Source organism: Fictibacillus enclensis (genome assembly GCF_001457035.1).
In the GTDB taxonomy this organism is placed as follows: domain Bacteria; phylum Bacillota; class Bacilli; order Bacillales; family Fictibacillaceae; genus Fictibacillus_C; species Fictibacillus_C enclensis.
In genome coordinates, this window is sequence record NZ_KQ758617.1 from 804335 (window position 1) to 820557 (window position 16223).

The 16223-nt window shown below is 43.7% G+C and carries 18 protein-coding genes; 15 read left to right on the forward strand and 3 right to left on the reverse strand.

Features of this window, described 5'->3' with window-relative positions:
- The first annotated feature begins 100 nt into the window (after window positions 1–100).
- The 3 genes from AS030_RS04300 to AS030_RS04310 all read left to right on the forward strand — a co-directional run bounded on the left by AS030_RS04300 (window position 101) and on the right by AS030_RS04310 (window position 2260).
- Window positions 101–988: a permease gene (locus tag AS030_RS04300; protein WP_061968794.1), complete on the forward strand. Its 888-nt coding sequence runs from the start codon at window positions 101–103 to the stop codon at window positions 986–988.
- 14 nt (window positions 989–1002) lie between these two features.
- Window positions 1003–1845, forward strand: a complete 843-nt coding sequence (locus AS030_RS04305) for a TIGR03943 family putative permease subunit (protein WP_061968796.1) — start codon at window positions 1003–1005, stop codon at window positions 1843–1845.
- A gap of 100 nt (window positions 1846–1945) precedes the next feature.
- Window positions 1946–2260: a hypothetical protein gene (locus AS030_RS04310; protein WP_061968798.1), complete on the forward strand. Its 315-nt coding sequence runs from the start codon at window positions 1946–1948 to the stop codon at window positions 2258–2260.
- 115 nt (window positions 2261–2375) lie between these two features.
- Here the strand turns inward: AS030_RS04310 and AS030_RS04315 are convergent, their stop codons facing one another.
- Window positions 2376–3008 (reverse strand): deoxynucleoside kinase, encoded by a 633-nt coding sequence (locus AS030_RS04315; protein WP_061971532.1) that lies wholly within the window; start codon window positions 3006–3008, stop codon window positions 2376–2378.
- 208 nt (window positions 3009–3216) lie between these two features.
- Between AS030_RS04315 and AS030_RS04320 the strand changes: the two genes are divergently transcribed.
- The 3 genes from AS030_RS04320 (at window position 3217) to AS030_RS24125 (ending at window position 6173) form a co-directional block, all read left to right on the forward strand.
- The gene (locus tag AS030_RS04320) at window positions 3217–3840 is read left to right on the forward strand and encodes a DsbA family oxidoreductase (RefSeq protein ID WP_061968800.1); all 624 of its coding nucleotides are present in this window, start codon (window positions 3217–3219) and stop codon (window positions 3838–3840) included.
- Window positions 3841–4316: 476 nt separating this feature from the next.
- Complete coding sequence (locus tag AS030_RS04325; RefSeq protein ID WP_420889643.1) at window positions 4317–5504, forward strand: MDR family MFS transporter; 1188 nt, start codon at window positions 4317–4319, stop codon at window positions 5502–5504.
- A 297-nt stretch (window positions 5505–5801) separates the two neighbouring features.
- A complete protein-coding gene (locus AS030_RS24125) occupies window positions 5802–6173 on the forward strand; it encodes a hypothetical protein (protein WP_074440459.1) in 372 nt (123 codons plus the stop codon).
- A 59-nt stretch (window positions 6174–6232) separates the two neighbouring features.
- Here AS030_RS24125 and AS030_RS04335 read toward each other — a convergent pair whose 3' ends face one another.
- Window positions 6233–6802 carry a hypothetical protein gene (locus AS030_RS04335; protein ID WP_061968806.1) on the reverse strand — a complete coding sequence of 190 codons (570 nt, stop codon included), beginning with the start codon at window positions 6800–6802 and terminating at the stop codon, window positions 6233–6235.
- Window positions 6803–7216: 414 nt separating this feature from the next.
- On the opposite strand from AS030_RS04335, the gene AS030_RS04340 reads away from it, so the two are divergent.
- A complete protein-coding gene (locus AS030_RS04340) occupies window positions 7217–7429 on the forward strand; it encodes a hypothetical protein (RefSeq protein ID WP_061968808.1) in 213 nt (70 codons plus the stop codon).
- A gap of 38 nt (window positions 7430–7467) precedes the next feature.
- Window positions 7468–8721 carry an ATP-binding protein gene (locus AS030_RS04345; RefSeq protein ID WP_061968809.1) on the forward strand — a complete coding sequence of 418 codons (1254 nt, stop codon included), beginning with the start codon at window positions 7468–7470 and terminating at the stop codon, window positions 8719–8721.
- 55 nt (window positions 8722–8776) lie between these two features.
- Here the strand turns inward: AS030_RS04345 and cspD are convergent, their stop codons facing one another.
- Window positions 8777–8977, reverse strand: coding sequence for a cold-shock protein CspD (gene cspD / locus AS030_RS04350; protein WP_061968810.1), 201 nt, complete (start codon window positions 8975–8977; stop codon window positions 8777–8779).
- Between the two features lie 243 nt (window positions 8978–9220).
- Here cspD and AS030_RS04355 point away from each other — a divergent pair, with 243 nt between their 5' ends.
- From AS030_RS04355 to AS030_RS04385, 7 genes are read left to right on the forward strand one after another with little or no spacing between them, the layout of a single operon-like run.
- Window positions 9221–9922 (forward strand): GntR family transcriptional regulator, encoded by a 702-nt coding sequence (locus AS030_RS04355; RefSeq protein WP_420889633.1) that lies wholly within the window; start codon window positions 9221–9223, stop codon window positions 9920–9922.
- A 37-nt stretch (window positions 9923–9959) separates the two neighbouring features.
- Entirely contained in the window at window positions 9960–10883 is a 924-nt protein-coding gene (gene hpaI / locus AS030_RS04360; protein WP_240482275.1) for a 2,4-dihydroxyhept-2-ene-1,7-dioic acid aldolase, read from the forward strand.
- Window positions 10883–11674 carry a fumarylacetoacetate hydrolase family protein gene (locus tag AS030_RS04365; RefSeq protein ID WP_061968812.1) on the forward strand — a complete coding sequence of 264 codons (792 nt, stop codon included), beginning with the start codon at window positions 10883–10885 and terminating at the stop codon, window positions 11672–11674. Before hpaI ends, AS030_RS04365 begins: the two co-directional genes overlap by 1 nt.
- Window positions 11658–13172: a 5-carboxymethyl-2-hydroxymuconate semialdehyde dehydrogenase gene (gene hpaE / locus AS030_RS04370; protein WP_061968815.1), complete on the forward strand. Its 1515-nt coding sequence runs from the start codon at window positions 11658–11660 to the stop codon at window positions 13170–13172. The genes AS030_RS04365 and hpaE overlap by 17 nt, the downstream gene beginning before the upstream one ends.
- 25 nt (window positions 13173–13197) lie before the next feature.
- Complete coding sequence (hpaB, locus tag AS030_RS04375; protein ID WP_061968818.1) at window positions 13198–14673, forward strand: 4-hydroxyphenylacetate 3-monooxygenase, oxygenase component; 1476 nt, start codon at window positions 13198–13200, stop codon at window positions 14671–14673.
- An 11-nt stretch (window positions 14674–14684) separates the two neighbouring features.
- On the forward strand, window positions 14685–15668 hold the full coding sequence (gene hpaD / locus AS030_RS04380; RefSeq protein ID WP_061968820.1) for a 3,4-dihydroxyphenylacetate 2,3-dioxygenase: 984 nt from the start codon (window positions 14685–14687) through the stop codon (window positions 15666–15668).
- Between the two features lie 15 nt (window positions 15669–15683).
- Complete coding sequence (locus AS030_RS04385) at window positions 15684–16142, forward strand: pyridoxamine 5'-phosphate oxidase family protein (RefSeq protein WP_061968824.1); 459 nt, start codon at window positions 15684–15686, stop codon at window positions 16140–16142.
- Window positions 16143–16223 lie beyond the last annotated feature (81 nt).

Here is a 16223-nt window from a genome sequence, read left to right on the forward strand (position 1 = left end):
GATATAATGGAACGCGTCAATTTCCGGCATGAAACATATGGACGACTTGTCCATATTGCCGTATAGTAACTGCAGTAGTTTATCATCCAGGAGGCAAACTATGCTCTATTTATCATTGCCGCAATCTTTTTTGCAGATGAATACCATTTTTATATCCATATTAATAGAAGCACTGCCCTTTGTAGTGCTCGGGGTTTTTATTGCAGGTATCATCCAAATCTTTGTATCAGAGGAACTGGTGGCTAGAATTATGCCGAAAAACCCGGTTCTTGCCGTATTGTTCGCCTCTTTTCTTGGCGCCCTTTTCCCTGCATGTGAATGCGGAATTGTGCCTATTGTAAGGCGCCTTGTTCAAAAAGGGGTGCCTATCTACGCCGGGGTTGCTTTTATGCTGACGGGTCCGATCATCAATCCAGTTGTTCTCTTTTCGACCTACGTCGCTTTTGGAAGCAACTGGTCCATGCCTTTATATCGGGCCGGAGGAGCTGTTGTCGTTTCTGTTGTTGTTGGTTTGATTCTCGCTTTCTTTTATAAGGGAGATGGCCTGAAAATCACACCAGAACATCATCATCACACGCATGAAAAGCTTTCCGTTAAACAAAAACTTGGTGAAACGCTAAATCATGCGGTTGAAGAATTCTTTTCCATGGGAAAATACCTGGTGATCGGTTCACTGATTGCTGCAGCGGTCCAAACGTATGTGAAAACCTCAACTCTTCTTGCCATCGGTCAGGGACAGGCTTCCTCGTCACTTGTCATGATGGGACTTGCGTTTGTTTTATCTCTGTGTTCAGAAGCTGATGCGTTCATCGCGTCTTCCTTCAGAAGTACCTTTTCCACAGGGTCGATCGTTGCTTTTCTAGTATTCGGTCCGATGCTTGATATGAAAAATTTATTGATGATGCTCTCGGCATTTAAAACAAAGCTGGTGCTCGTTACCGTTGTTTCATTGTCTGTTGTAGTGTTTTTATATTCGATGCTGTTCTAGGGAGGTGTAGCATTATGATGCGGGGATGCCTGTTAATGGGATTCACTTTTTTGATTATGCAGCTTCATGCGACCGGAAATATAAGTAAGTATATTAATATGAAATATTCGTACCTGTCATTCAGCGTTATGTTCGCACTGGCTCTTTTGACCATCGTGCAATTTCGGAATGCCGTGAAGGAAGATGAAGGCGGCCATAGCTGCGATCATTGCGACCATGATCATTCCGTTGAGGATACTTGGTATAAAAAATTGTTTGTATATACCGTTTTTGCTTTTCCGGTCATTACCGGTATCTTTCTCCCGGTTGCCACCATGGATTCAAATATTGTAAAAGCAAAAGGGTTTCACTTCCCTGTCAATCAGGAGTCCAAAGGGGATCCTTATGCACAGAATCAGTTTCTGCGTCCGGACACCAGTGTATATTATGGCCAGGATGCTTATGACAAGCTGATGAGGAAGGAAAAAAAGAAATATACGAAATATGATACCCTTGCTTTGAATGATACGAACTTTCTTAAAGGAATGGAAACGATCTATAATTATACGGGGGATTTTCAAGATAAAACCATCTCGTTTAAGGGTTTTGTGTACAATGATCCGGATACGAAAAAGAACCAGCTCTTTATCTTTCGGTTTGGCATTATCCATTGTGTCGCTGATTCGGGCGTATATGGAATGATGGTGGAAATGCCGGATGGCGTGAAGCTTAAAGATGATGACTGGATTACGGTAAAAGGCAAGATATCAGAGATCTATTATCAGCCGTTTAAAACGAATATTCCGTATGTTAAGGTCCAATCCTGGAAACAAACATCCGCTCCAAAAGAGCAATATGTATACCGGGGGAATAATTAAAGCAGATCCAACAGGATCTGCTTTTTTTGTTTTGCAGGGACTGATGGCAATGCATGTTTTTACAGGAAGTGAAACATGATAAAAGAAAAAAGCGGGAGTGATGATTCTGGAAAAGCAGCCGTATTATGTGAACGTGGAAACAGGAGAAGTTCATTCAGACAAAACGGTTTCCAGTTTTGAGTTTGAAATCGAAGCAACGAATGAAGAGGTTAACCGTCTTACTAAGTTATTCAGGGCATGTGATGAAGCTGCCAGGGATACGTTTTGGCGATCTCACGTTCCTTATGTCCCTTATCATAACGATCCTGACAATCACCGTTATGACGAGGCGTTAAAAGACATTTACCAATTTATCCATGATCATGGTCAGCCCCTAACACGCGAACACATAGAATCCATGGGGATTCTTGACTAAAATGAAGCAAAAAAAAGCTGCTCTGCGGTATGGTTCTACAGAGCAATAGTCAGCTCCTCGTTTTATTGTTAGTACCAGTCTTTTTTAAGAAGGAGCTGATTATTCATTGTTCCAATTAAACGGCTACCGGTTCAAGAGAGAGGAGTTTTTCCTTAACCTGACTGAGGACCTTCTCGGCATCCTGTGGATCATGCAAGTCGTATTTCGTGCTGTCTATGATCAAAACCGGCGTTTTTGTATAGTGTTTGATCCATTCCTGATACTTTGCGTGCAACGTCTTATAATAGTCGAAAAGCTCAGGGTGGTTTTCAACCTGTTCATAATCACGTCCGCGGTTTTTGATGCGGGATAAAGCGGTCGGAAGGTCACTGTCCAGATAAATCAAAAGATCAGGGCGCGTGTCAGGTGATGGAGCACATTCCCGCATAAGCGTTTCAAGCAAGTCTTTATACGTTTCGAATTCCAGCTTGCTCATATTTCCGGCTTCATGATTCAATTCGGCAAATATCAGGTCTTCATACAGACTACGGTCAAGCACATTGTCCTGTGCTTTTGATGCCTGCCGAATCGTTTTAAAACGGGTATTTAAAAAATAGATCTGCAGAGGGAATGCCCACCGCTTTGGATTCACATAATAATCAGGCAAAATGGGGTTGTCTCCCACACTTTCATAATATATCTCACTTCCCAGCCTTGAGCTGATCAGCTCGGCAAAGGTAGTTTTGCCTGTTCCTATCATTCCTGCCATTAAAATCACTAAACTTTTCCCCCTGTTTGATACTGTGTATATATGTATGTATTTATCTTTATCTATATATAGTGCTATATGGGCAAAGACCTTCTAAATATATCACTTTTGCCTTAAGCTGAATAGTACATTTCTGTAGATAGCTCTGTTATTATATGAATAAGGACAGGGTAACCCCTTTCCGATTATCGCGAGGAAGGTGTGTCATATGACTGTGAAACTTAAAGTGTACTCTGATTTTACATGCCCTTACTGCTATCTTGCGGAATCTGTGATTCAGAGGGCCGCGGAAGGCAAGGATGTTGAATTAGAGTGGGTTCCATTGGAACTGCACCCATTTCCTTCGCCAACAAAAGAATGGAACGATGTGAAAGAAAGCTGGAAGTCTTCCGTTCTCCCCTATGCGAAAGAATTGGGGATCACAATCAAGCATCCTGAAGAAACGTCCTTACCGTATACACATTTAGCCCTTCAAGGGTACATTTATGCAAAAGAACAAGGCAGAGCCCAAGATTATGTAAAACGTGTTTTTTCTGCTCTCTTTGAAGAGGGACGGGATATCGGCTCTAAACAAATCCTGACAGAGATTGCAGAACAATCAGGACTTGACCAAGATTCATTTCGTGCAGTTTTGGACTCTGAAGAGTATGATCGAAAATTGAACCAAATACGGGAAGAAGCTAAAACTGAAAACATTACAGCCGCTCCAACTATGGTCATTGGTGACCGAAAGTTAAAAGGGCTTTATCCTCAAAAAGCGATCGAAAAAGCCATTCGGTGCGGAATCAGAGACGAAAAGATGCAATTTTGTGAAGGCGATGAGTGCTACTAAACGTAAAAAGAGCTTTGCAGGTATGGCCTGCAAAGCTCTTTTTTTCATTCTACGATGAAAAAGGGGGTTGATAGGGATGAGTACAATATATCAAACCTGAAATAGAGAGAGTTGAATATGTGATTTTTTTGATAAGCATCAAAGCCCTTTTTGCTGTTTTTGAAGAACATAAAAAAACCCTGTGCTTTTTTTCACAAACATAAAAAAAGCCTAATGTTTTTTTTTTGAGAAATCATAAAAAAAACCCTGGTCAGGGGCTTTTTTTATGTTCTATTTGAAAAAGGGGGTTACATTCTATTAGACGTGGGATACGTAAAAAAGGTTTCACTCTTTATAAGAGAAAATAAAAAGATAGGTAAGGAATGGAAGTCATGATAAATTAAAAAGAGAGAGCAGTTAACAAATAGGGACATGGGGTATGGAAAATGAAGAATAAGTTTTTTCGCCATTGGCATCCTGTAGTAACAACGATAATAATGGGGACCTTTTTTTCAAGGGCAGCTTTTTTTATGACGATGCCTTTTTTGGCTATTTTCCTTCACAAGGAGAAAGGAATGGAGCCGGAGACTATCGGCCTGATTATTGGGATCAGCGCGTTGACCGGGACGTTTGGCGGCTTTATCGGTGGCTATTTGTCCGACCGGATTGGACGCTTTCCGGTCATGATTATCGCCATCTTTACATGGAGTGCGGTCTTCGCTGGTTTCGCAGTGGCCGATACGGTGTGGAGTTTTTTCGTTTTGAATTCATTAAACGGATTGTGCCGGTCATGGTTTGAGCCGATTTCCCGGGCATTGCTGGCGGATGTGACCACAAAGGAAAACCGGTTGAGTGTGTTCAATGCCCGTTACTTTGCGATTAATGCAGGAGCGGCTCTAGGGCCTGTTACGGGAACCTATCTTGGCAGCTCAAGTTCCATGACGACTTTTTTTATTACCGCAGCTGTCTATTTTCTATATGCCCTAGTGGTAATGTTTCTAATGAAAAAATATAAAAACAGTCTTCAGCCACAGCAGGAAAAGAAGCTAACCTTAAAAATGGCGGCTCATGTGATCAGCCGCGACAAAGTACTGCTGTATTTCTTGCTCGGGAATATTGTGGTGCTCATGGCACAGGCACAAATGGATTCCACGCTTGCACAATATATGGGAAGTTCACCGTTATTCCACCATGGAGTAACCCTGTTTTCCTACCTTATTGTAACCAATGCCGTTACCGTTTTAGTGCTTCAGTATCCCGTTACGAATTATGTAAAGAGATTTGATCCAATGTTTGCCCTGCGTATTGGAAGTGGCGCCTTCAGTCTTGCCCTTGTAGGGTTTGGCCTTTCGTCGAATTGGATATTCCTTGTTGTTTCAATGATAGTCTTAACGCTTGGAGAGATTATCGTATTTGTGGTCAGCGATGTCCTTCTGGATGATTTGGCTCCCGATCATATGCGCGGGTCCTATTTTGGGGCCATGTCGTTTCGCTCCATCGGTTTCAGTGCGGGGCCCTGGATTGGGGGATTGCTGCTTAAGTCGTTTGGTTTTACGCATGGATTCTATGTGTTTGGATGCCTGAGCCTTCTTTCTCTTCTGGCACTGCCCCTTTTTCAGATTGGACAGAAAGTGAAAAACAAAGCTGTGGGCAGCGACAACCATTCTACGTTTGGGACTACATAAAAAGAAGTGACCCTCTTTGGGTCACTTCACCTGTGTCGGTTTTTAATTTTTTTTATGACGTAAGGAAGGACTTTTCTTTTTCCTTCTCTGATTAAAAAGGCAACAACTGCACCTTTTATTCCGCTTTTTATACGAGACATGCGATCCCTCCTTTTGTTTACTTCTTTACCCCTTATTGAAGTGTGAACAAACCTCCGAAACCTCCGGCCAACTTTCTTATAAACGTAGCCCGTTGCCTATACACAATGGACAGGAGGACATAGGATGTAAGGTAGTACACATAAGGGAGATGAGACTTTGAATAACAGACAGTTTCAATTTCCAGGGAGCCAGGGAAGCCGGCAATTCCCGGGAGGTTTTCCACCAGGACCACCTCCTGGTCAGCAGCAGGGTCAGGGTGGCTTCCCGCCTGGACCGCCACCAACTTTTGTACCGCAAGCATCACCGGCATCACTGTCCGGGCAAGCGGGGACATTCGCTGTAGACCCTGGTGCCATACGGCCATGTTTGTTCCGGTATGTATACATCTGGCTAAACAATGGACAGGGATTTTGGGCATGGCTGACATTTGCTGGTTTTCGCTCGATCGCAGGCTTCCGGTGGAACGGCTTTAGATGGAATTACTTTGGCATGGATACAAACCGAATTTCATCCTTTGTCTGTACCTGAAAAAAAGCCGTGGAAACGGCTTTTTTTTGTTGTTATAAAAAGGAATAATTGCTCATTCATTACTGGCCAGCGGCCTGTGTCATTTCCAGGCTCATAATTGCCGTCCGATGACAAAGACCAGAAAGCAGCTGATTGGATAAATGGGTTTCACAAGGCAGATTTACAACAAATAGTCCAATTAGTTGTTGGGTTTCGTAATGATAAAAAGGGATGACACAATGACTGGCAAGCTCGGAGAGAAATAAGTGATCGCAGAATTCTTTGCTGATCGACAAGATGGTATGGATGGGAGGGGGAAGTCTTTTTTTTTCGTGTTGATTGACTGTGAGTGTTATTCCATTTAAGGATTGAATGTACCGGTCCGATTGGGAAGGTGAAGCTCCTACATAAAAACATTGCTTCTGCGGGTTGAACAGCATGATGGTACAACTGGTTTCACTGTACAGCTGTTCAATTTCCAAACACAATTGGTTCATCAATGACTGAACAGACGTTAAGCGACTTTGAAAGAGTGTCAGCCACCTCGTTCGTTCAAACGTATTACTTTGACAGGAATACAGCGCGATTGTTTTGGATTGAAACGGCTTCCTGTTGTACCCTTCCAGTTCAAAGAATTGATAAGGTCTCACAGGCAAAAGCTCCTTTAATTGTATTCTCGATGCTGTTTTTTTTTAGGATACTAGTAACCGATTCCACAATTTTCGACATTTCAAACTTTAATATTCGACTAATAAAATATTTTAATAGAGAAATAGTGTGTCCACGTTTCCTTCCTCTGCATATGATGTTTATTATAATAAAAAAAGTTTCCCTGAGGAAAGAAAGGTCAAAGATAATGAATTGGAGCCAATTTAACCCGTTAAAAAGAGTGGAGAACTATACCATTTTTCTTCACCATCTGGGCTTGTTCAGTGAACAGGATAAGAATGAGATATTAAAAAAAATCATGCATTTTAATCAAAGACAATCTGATAAATAAAAGACAAACACAGGAATAGAGTGGAAGAATAAACTGTTAAAAAATGATGTGGGGGAGAGGCTTTATGCTGAAGTCCTGGTTATTCGACTTGTTGGCGTTGATGGCCATTATTTGTTTTCTTGGCTTCTATTTTATTCCTGGAGCCAGTTTTGGCTTTTACTTAATTTCTGTAGTGAGCGGTCTTCTGCTTATGATTCTTTGCTACAATGAAGTAAGGAAGGATTCCGATGAATATGCAAAGTTTGTCAAAAAAGAGAAGGGAAATGGAGAAACCTGAAGAAATAACTAAATAGGACTGGAGGGAGGAATATATAGATGATAGAACATTTGATCATAAATTTATTGGTCATCCTCGTTCCGCTTATTGCTTTGCAGTTTGTATTGTTTGCAAAAAACTCCAATGTCAAACGGCCAAAATCTTTATTTATGTTTAATATCATCAATGCAGGTGTCCTTCTTGTATGCATGAGTTTCCCAATTCCCTTTGCAAACGGTATATTTTTCGATTTGCGCTATGTCCCGCTGACCATTAGTTTTTTATATGGTGGAATTGTACCGGGGTGCCTGACGGCAGGATTGCTCATCATTTACCGGATCTATCTTGGCGGGGACGGCTTGGTGACTGCCGTCTTTTTTGCGTTGATGACCGGGTGGGTGTTTTTCGCTCAGTATAAAACGTATCATAGGCTTCCAATCCGGAAAAAACTTGTAAGAGTATCATTCATCTTATTCGGACTTACGCTTTCAAACCTTATTCTTCTTTATATTTATCTTTATTTCGCCGGAGGAGTGAAATGGGATGCAGTGAAAACAGCCGTTTATACCTTTTACCCGGTGTTGCAGGCAGGTGCGGTTATTGCTGTTGTCTCCCTGATTGAACGAATCAGACACACATTGAACCTACAGTTGCAGCAGTCAGAAATGCTTCATTCCGTCGGGCAGCTTGCCGCTTCAGTAACACATGAAGTTAGAAATCCGCTGGCGGTGGCAAGGGGCTTCATGCAAATTTTTCAAAAAGAAAAATACATACCCGAAGACAAAAAGATATTTTTAACAATGATGATCGAGGAAATCGACAGGGCACAAACGATTATTTCCGATTATTTATCACTGGTTAAAACAAATACGTCAAAGATTGAGCGGTTGAATATAACCGAATTACTGTCCTCTTTAAAGGGAGTGATGTATCCTTTTGCGTTATTAAAAGGTGTGGAGCTGGTGCAAAATGGACAAGAAGAGGTTCATGTTATCGGAGATCAGGGGAAATTAAAACAGATCTTGATGAATATCATAAAAAATGCCATCGAAGCTACACCTGAAGGCGGGGTGGTTACCTTGTCAGCAGAGAAAGGGAACCGGGAGATTATTATACATATATCGGACACAGGGATCGGCATGGGCAGAGAACAGCTGCGGATGCTGGGAAACCCGTTCTTTTCGACAAAATCAACAGGTACTGGTTTAGGATTAATGGCCAGCTATCGTATGGCAGCAGAAATGAACGGACGGATTGAAGCGACCAGCGAAGTGGGCAAAGGTACTCATTTTAAAATTATTTTCCCCGAATAATTCTATACATAAATAAAAAAGGACCGGCGTTACGCAGGTCCTTTTATTTATGGGTTTATCTTTTTACAACATTAGCAGCTTGCGGTCCGCGAGCGCCATCCACAATTTCAAATTCAACTTCCTGGCCTTCTTCTAATGTCTTGAAGCCCTCAGATTGAATTGCAGAAAAGTGTACAAATACGTCATCTCCGCCTTCAACTTCAATAAAACCAAATCCTTTTTCTGCGTTGAACCATTTTACCTTACCTGTTTGCATTCCTAGCCTCCTAAAACTTTGCACCCTGTGCCTTTTTATTACCATAGAACCTTTCAAACATTTACTACAAAGATACTGAATATGTAATCAAAGTCTAAATGGTTGGAATTACTATATCATAGAAAAGTTTTAGGAGCAAGAAATTTTGTCAGAAAAATTAAAATCTTTATTCAGACAGTTATTCAGTACAAATTTTGATTTCAAATCATATAGGATTTAGCGAAAAATAGGTTGAAATCATATATGATTCTGAATTATCATATTATTATGAAAAACAATTCCAAAATCAGTAAACAACAATATGCGTACAAAGTCATAAAATCAAGGATCCTCGATGGGCGTTATCAACCCGGATACAAAATTGTCATTGATCAGCTGGCGAGGGAGCTTCAAACAAGCGCTATCCCCGTAAGGGAAGCCATTCGAAATCTTGAGGCAGATGGTCTGATTCATTTTAGACCCTACAGTGGAGCGATTGTTACTCCATTTAACGAAAAAGAATACCTGGAGACACTTTCCGTGCTAGCCGTGCTCGAAGGTTATGCAACCGCCATCTCAGCACAGCATTTTCCTGCGGGCAGGATCAAGGAGCTTACAGCAATTAACGACCGAATGAAAGATGCTCTCGATGATTTTGATTTTCTAATGTTTGGCAATTGCAACAGGGAATTCCATAGCTTAACGTATCAATATTGCAATAATCACTTTTTGACCGAAAATATTAAATCCACCTGGAACCGCTTGGACCGGGTGAGGAAGATGGGAGCAGCGACGAAACCGGTCCGTGCAAAAAAGTCGATTGAGGAACATGAAGTAATAATTGATATGCTGAGAGGCGCCAGACCATTTGCAGAAATTGAAGCTTATGTTCGAACTCATAAGCTGAACACCGTACAGGCATTTCTGGAAGAAAAGAACGACAGGGAGCTAAGAAATTACACATAAAAGGACAATAGTTAAAGGAGAGATGAAGTTGAGTGAAATTCACTTTGAAGAAACAAAGCAAAGACTAAAGGGATCGATTGCCCCTGTGATTACTCCTTTTACGGAGGATGACAGCCTGGATCTCGAAACGTTGAGAGAGTTGGTCAATTGGCACATTGACAGTGGAAGCCATGGCATTTCAGTTACGGGGACCACGGGGGAGCCAAGTTCTTTAACGCTTGAAGAAAGAGAGCAGGTTATGGAAACGGCAATCTCTGCGGTTGCCGGAAGAGTGCCTTTTGTACCAGGTACTGGATCAACCAACCACCTTGAGACACTTCATTTAACGAAAGCTGCCCAAGAGATGGGAGCTGACGCAGCCATGGTCATCGTCCCTTATTACAATAAACCGTCCCAGCACGCCTTGTTCAAGCATTTTAAAGCGGTGGCCCAGGCCGTGGACATTCCGCTTATCGTGTACAACATCCCGGGAAGAACAGGTGTTAATCTGGAAGCAAAAACACTGGCCCGGCTGAATGAAGATTGCCCGAATATCATCGGGGTAAAGGAATCCAATAAAGATTTTGAACATGTGAATCGTGTGCTATTAAACTGTGGAAGAGATTTTCTTCTTTTCTCCGGAATTGAGCTGCTGTGCTATCCGATGCTGGCCATTGGCGGCAAAGGCTATATCAGCGCAACTGCCAATGTTCTTCCGGGGAAAGTCGCCGAGGTCTATAATGCCTGGGAAGCCGGGAACGTGGAAGAAGCCATGCAGCTGCATTATGAATTGATGCCACTGAATGATGTTCTGTTCAGAGATACTAATCCGGCGCCAGTGAAAGCTGCCCTTGGCATGATGGGGAAAATCAAGCCAAGGCTAAGGCTGCCGATGGATGTGCCAGCCAAGAGCATACAGGAAGAGATACGCACTGTATTAAACAGTTACGGACTGTTAAACCAAGTAAGGAGTGAATCGTAATGAAGCATGCACGCATTATTTTTGAAGGGCGTGAACGAACGGCAATGGTTCAGGACGATCGACTGTTGCTGAACTGTGGCCGCGTGATTGCCATGGACGAAGCAGAGGCATGGCTGCCTCCATTTATACCGAATAAAATGATCGGGTTGGCACTGAACTATGCCGATCACGCCGATGAACTCGGTTTGGAAAGACCTGCAGAGCCGGTCCTTTTTATCAAGCCGAACAGTTCTTTGGTCGGCCACAAAGCACCTGTTTACTATCCTGATGGAGCAACCTACATGCATTACGAAAATGAGCTGGCAGTGGTAATCGGCAAAGAAGGAAGAAACATTAAAGCGAATGATGCGCTTACATTTGTAAGCGGTTACACAATTGCGAATGATGTAACCGTGCGTGACTTTGTCAATAACATGTACCGGCCGCCGGTCCGTGCCAAAGGGCATGACACGTTTGGACCGCTCGGACCGTATTTTGTGGATGCCGAAGATATTCCTGATGTGAATAACCTTGAGCTGCGCACGTACGTCAACGGTGAATTGCGGCAGCAGGGAAACACCAGGGACTTAATTTACGGTATAGCCGAGCTTATTGAATTTATTTCTTCTTTTATGACGCTTGAAAAAAATGATGTGATCTGGACGGGGACACCGAAAGGTATCTCTCATGTTCATCCGGGGGACACGGTACGTCTGGAGATTGATTACCTAGGCAGTCTGGAAAATAAGATTCTTGATGGACGAAGCAGGAACACGCCGTCAGGAGGTGCGGTTCATGAGCAGCAATCTTAAGAATCCGGTTCCGCATTATATTAATGGAGAGTTTGTTATGTCGTTATCCGGTGAGACATTTGCCAATATCAGTCCTTATTCCAATGAGGAATTAAATCAGGTCTCACAAGGGAGGAAGGAAGATATCGATGCAGCCGTTTCTGCAGCGAAAACAGCCTTTAAGAAGGGAAAATGGGGCACATTCAAACTTAATGAGAGACTGAAGTACATCTATAAGATTGCGGATTTGATTGACCGGGATATTGCCCAAGTCGCCCAACTTGAATCGCTGGATACAGGATTGCCCATCTCTCAAACAAAAAAAATGGTGGGAAGGGCTGCGGATAATTTCAGATTTTATGCGGAAATGGTTAAAAACCGGATGACGGGCGAGGCATATCATGTTGACGATGAGTTCATTAACTACACCATGCAAAAACCAGTGGGGGTTGCCGGCCTGATCACCCCATGGAATGCGCCTTTTATGCTGGAAACGTGGAAAGTTGCTCCTGCCCTGGCAACGGGAAATACTGTAGTGCTCAAGCCGGCGGAATGGTCGCCGCTTACCGCCCATAAATTGGGTGAAATCATCCATGAGGCTGGTCTTCCACAAGGGGTCTTCAATATTGTGCATGGTTTTGGGGAAGAGGCCGGAGCCGAATTGGTGGCTCATCCGGATGTGCAGCTCATCTCATTTACCGGCGAGACGAAAACAGGATCAGAGATTATGCGGAATGGAGCAGACTCATTAAAGCGGTACTCGATGGAGCTTGGCGGCAAATCACCGATTATTGTTTTTGAAGATTGCGAGTTTGACCGCGCACTGGATGCTTGTGTATGGGGAATCTTTTCATTTAACGGGGAGAGGTGTACGGCCAATTCTCGGCTGTTTGTCCAGGAATCCATAAGTGAGAGATTTATAGCGGCTCTTAAGGAACGGGTGCGAAATATTATTGTGGGTGATCCGTCTCGCGCGGATACTGAGGTCGGCCCGCTCATTCACAGAGACCATTTTGAAAACGTTAAACGATACTTAACCATCGCTTCTCAGGAAGGGTGTGAAGTTTACAGCGGACAGATTCCAGAGCATCTCTCCAATGGCAATTTTGTTCCACCCACCTTGTTATTGAATGTGAAAAACGATATGAAGGTGGCACAGGAAGAGATATTCGGCCCAGTTCTGACTGTTATGACATTCCAAACGGAAGAACAAGTCATTGAGCTTGCCAACGATGTTCAATATGGACTTGCGGGCTACGTGTGGACCAGTGACCTGAAAAGGGGGCACCGCGTAGCAGGAGCGGTGGAAGCGGGCATGTTGTGGGTGAATTCCCAAAATGTTCGTGATCTCCGTATTCCATTTGGCGGTTCCAAAGCGTCCGGGATCGGGAGAGAGGGCGGCCATTATGCGTTTGAATTTTATACGGAAATGAAGGTCGTCCATGTGGCTGTGGGAGACCATCACATTCAGCAGTTTGGCAAAAAGAACAAAACGGCTTCAACCCATACAAAGGCCTGAAAACGAGAAAGAGGAGGGAACGACATTGCCTGCACGCACGGGAGAACAATATATAAATGGTTTGAAAGCGGCAAACAACAATGTGTGGATTCATGGAAAACGGGTGAGCGACGTAACTGAACACCCTGCTTTGCGAAATGTTGTACGATCCATCGCAAACCTGTTCGATCTCCAGTATAAAAAAGAAGATAAAATGCTCTATACCTCGGATACCACAGGGGAAAAGGTGGGCCTGTCTTTCATTGCACCAAAATCAAAGGATGATTTAATCGCACGGCGTGAGATGTTCACAGAGTGGGCCCGCTATACCGGCGGAATGATGGGAAGAACACCCGATTACCTCAATACGAGTGTCATGGCGTTTGGAACCGCAGACTCTTTCTTCGCCCAGGGAGATCCTATGTTTGCCGAAAACGCCCGAAACTATTACCATTATTGCCGTGAAAATGATGTAAGTCTTACTCATACACTCATTCATCCACAAACCAACCGCTCGAAAAAGCAGTCCGAGCAAAAGGATCCCTACCTTTCTGCGAGAATCGTAGAAAAGAACAAGGATGGCATTGTCGTAAAAGGTGCCCGTCTGTTGGCCACGCTTGGCGGTGTGACGGATGAGATCGTAGTATTTCCTTCTACTCTCAATAAAGCGGCTTCAGAAGATGATCCTTATGCAATGGCATTTGCTATTCCGAACAATACGGAAGGGTTGAAATTTCTGTGCCGTGAATCCTTTGATCAGGGCCGGAACCAATGGGATCATCCATTAAGCTCGCGGTTCGAAGAGAGCGATGCCATCGTCGTTTTTGATAATGTTCTTGTTCCCTGGGAGCGCGTTTTTGTTGGAGGAAGTTCCGATATTTGCAACCGGACCTATGTGGAAACGAACGCAATCGTGCATATGGCCCACCAGGTGGTGGCAAAGAATACGGTTAAAACAGAATTTGTTCTCGGAATCATTCTCAATATTATGGACGCGATTGGTATAGATGTTTTCCCTCATGTAAAGGAAAAAGCTTCCGAGGTAATGCTGATCCTTGAAACGATGAGATCCCATTTGTTCCGGGCCGAGCAAAATGCTTCTCTTGATGCCTATGGGAACATGACGCCGGACTTTGCACCGCTTAATGCGGCAAGAAACTGGTTCCCGAAGATGTATCAGCGTATGGTGGAGATCGTCCGTATCCTCGGAGCATCGGGGTTGATGGGAATTCCGACGGAAGCAGATTTTCAGGCAGATGATATCGGAGAACTTGTGCATCGTTATACGCAGGGGGCAAATATCAATGGCTACGAGCGTGTCCAGCTTTTCCGCCTCGCCTGGGATGTATGCATGAGCTCATTCGGCGGCAGGCAGGCCCTTTATGAATACTATTTCTTTGGTGACCCGGCGCGAATGTCTAACATTTATTATGATGGGTTCAATAAGGAACCTTACAAAGAAATGGTTCAGGAGTTTTTGAATCGAGTGAAAACGTCTGACCACAATTATGCCGGTATTTAAGGAGGCGTGTCATGGATTTTAATATTCTTCGTGTGGCCCGGGTCGTCATGAATGTTACAGATTTGAATAACTCGCGTGACTTTTACGTTAATGCTCTTGGCTTTATTGAAACAGAAAGTGATGACCAGCACATTTATTTAAGAGGACTTGAAGAACATTGTCATCATTGTCTCGTGTTAAAAAAAGCGGTGAAACCAGGTGTTCATTCCATTGGATACAAGGTTTGGCATGAAGATGACCTGGAGAAAATTGAAAGCCTTTTCAAAAAGAAGACACTTCATACGGAATGGGAAGAAGCGGGTGCTCAGAAAGCTCTTGGCCGTACGCTCAAAGCGACTGACCCGGACGGAATACCATTGGAGTTTTTTGCGAGAATGGAAACGGTGGAACGGTGTCTGCAGAAATACGATTTATATAAAGGTGCCCGGATGCAAAGGATCGATCATGTAAACTGCATGGTGCCTGATGTAGGGAAAACAGTGGCCTTTTACAATGATGAACTGGGCTTCCGCTGTTCGGAATACACTGCGACTGCAGATGACAGCATTTGGGGTGCCTGGCTGCACAGAAAACCCTCCGTCCATGATGTTGCCTTTATGAATGGGGAAGGACCGCGTTTGCATCACATTGGCTTTTGGCTGTCTGATCCGTTGAGCCTGATTCATGCTTGCGATGTTCTGGCGAGTATGGGGCATGCGGATTGCATTGAAAGAGGGCCGGGCCGCCATGGGATTTCCAATGCTTTCTTTCTGTACATCCGGGATCCGGACGGAAATCGCATAGAGCTGTATAACGGTGATTATCTGACATGTGACCCTGATTTTGAGCCGGTGAAATGGGATATTAACGATCCGAGGCGCCAGACATTTTGGGGCCATAAAGCGCCAGACAGCTGGTTTTCGGAAGCCACTGAATTTATTGATTCGGCTTCCGGGCAGCCAGTTATCCAATCTAAAGCGGTACTGGCACAGCAAAAGCCTGATTTTGTCACATGATAAGGAGCAAATAACATGGCGAAAATGGACGTACCTGCCCAACTCTCAAGTGAGCTTTTTGAGTTTTTACAAGGAGACAAACTGGTTCTGCTGGGAACGGTGGAAGCCAATTCAAAGGCTCCTGGTGTTTCGGCCATCTCCTGGGTAAAAAGCTGTGACGAAAAAAGAATCCGGTTTTCGGTGACAACCAATTCAAGAATCATTGCCAACATCAAGGCCAACCCCCAGGTTGTTTTAACGGTTGTAGGGCTTGAAACCGTCTATTCCATCAATGGGAATGCGGCCGTACTGGAAGAGGAGATGAAAGGTGTACCTCTTAAACTGGCAAAGATTGAAGTGGAAATCCAGCATGTGTATGAAAGTATGTTTTGGGGAGCGAAGATTGTTCAGGAACCCCGATACGAGAAGACCTATAACGCTGAAAAGGCAAAGGAACTCGACCTGAAAGTTTATAAGGCATTAATGGATGAATGAAAAAATCCCCATTTTGGGGATTTTTTTTGTAAGGATGACTCGGCTCTGCAGGTACGTGTTACTAGGACGAATGGCGTAAAT

Coding starts and splice junctions, on each gene's coding strand:
- AS030_RS04300 (WP_061968794.1), top strand. CDS start 101: ATGCTCTATTTATCATTGCCGCAATCTTTTTTGCAGATGAATACCATT.
- AS030_RS04305 (WP_061968796.1), top strand. CDS start 1,003: ATGATGCGGGGATGCCTGTTAATGGGATTCACTTTTTTGATTATGCAG.
- AS030_RS04310 (WP_061968798.1), top strand. CDS start 1,946: ATGATTCTGGAAAAGCAGCCGTATTATGTGAACGTGGAAACAGGAGAA.
- AS030_RS04315 (WP_061971532.1), bottom strand. CDS start 3,008: ATGGCAGGAATGATAGGAACAGGCAAAACTACCTTTGCCGAGCTGATC.
- AS030_RS04320 (WP_061968800.1), top strand. CDS start 3,217: ATGACTGTGAAACTTAAAGTGTACTCTGATTTTACATGCCCTTACTGC.
- AS030_RS04325 (WP_420889643.1), top strand. CDS start 4,317: ATGGGGACCTTTTTTTCAAGGGCAGCTTTTTTTATGACGATGCCTTTT.
- AS030_RS04340 (WP_061968808.1), top strand. CDS start 7,217: ATGCTGAAGTCCTGGTTATTCGACTTGTTGGCGTTGATGGCCATTATT.
- AS030_RS04345 (WP_061968809.1), top strand. CDS start 7,468: ATGATAGAACATTTGATCATAAATTTATTGGTCATCCTCGTTCCGCTT.
- cspD (WP_061968810.1), bottom strand. CDS start 8,977: ATGCAAACAGGTAAGGTAAAATGGTTCAACGCAGAAAAAGGATTTGGT.
- AS030_RS04355 (WP_420889633.1), top strand. CDS start 9,221: ATGATTCTGAATTATCATATTATTATGAAAAACAATTCCAAAATCAGT.
- AS030_RS04365 (WP_061968812.1), top strand. CDS start 10,883: ATGAAGCATGCACGCATTATTTTTGAAGGGCGTGAACGAACGGCAATG.
- hpaE (WP_061968815.1), top strand. CDS start 11,658: ATGAGCAGCAATCTTAAGAATCCGGTTCCGCATTATATTAATGGAGAG.
- hpaD (WP_061968820.1), top strand. CDS start 14,685: ATGGATTTTAATATTCTTCGTGTGGCCCGGGTCGTCATGAATGTTACA.
- AS030_RS04385 (WP_061968824.1), top strand. CDS start 15,684: ATGGCGAAAATGGACGTACCTGCCCAACTCTCAAGTGAGCTTTTTGAG.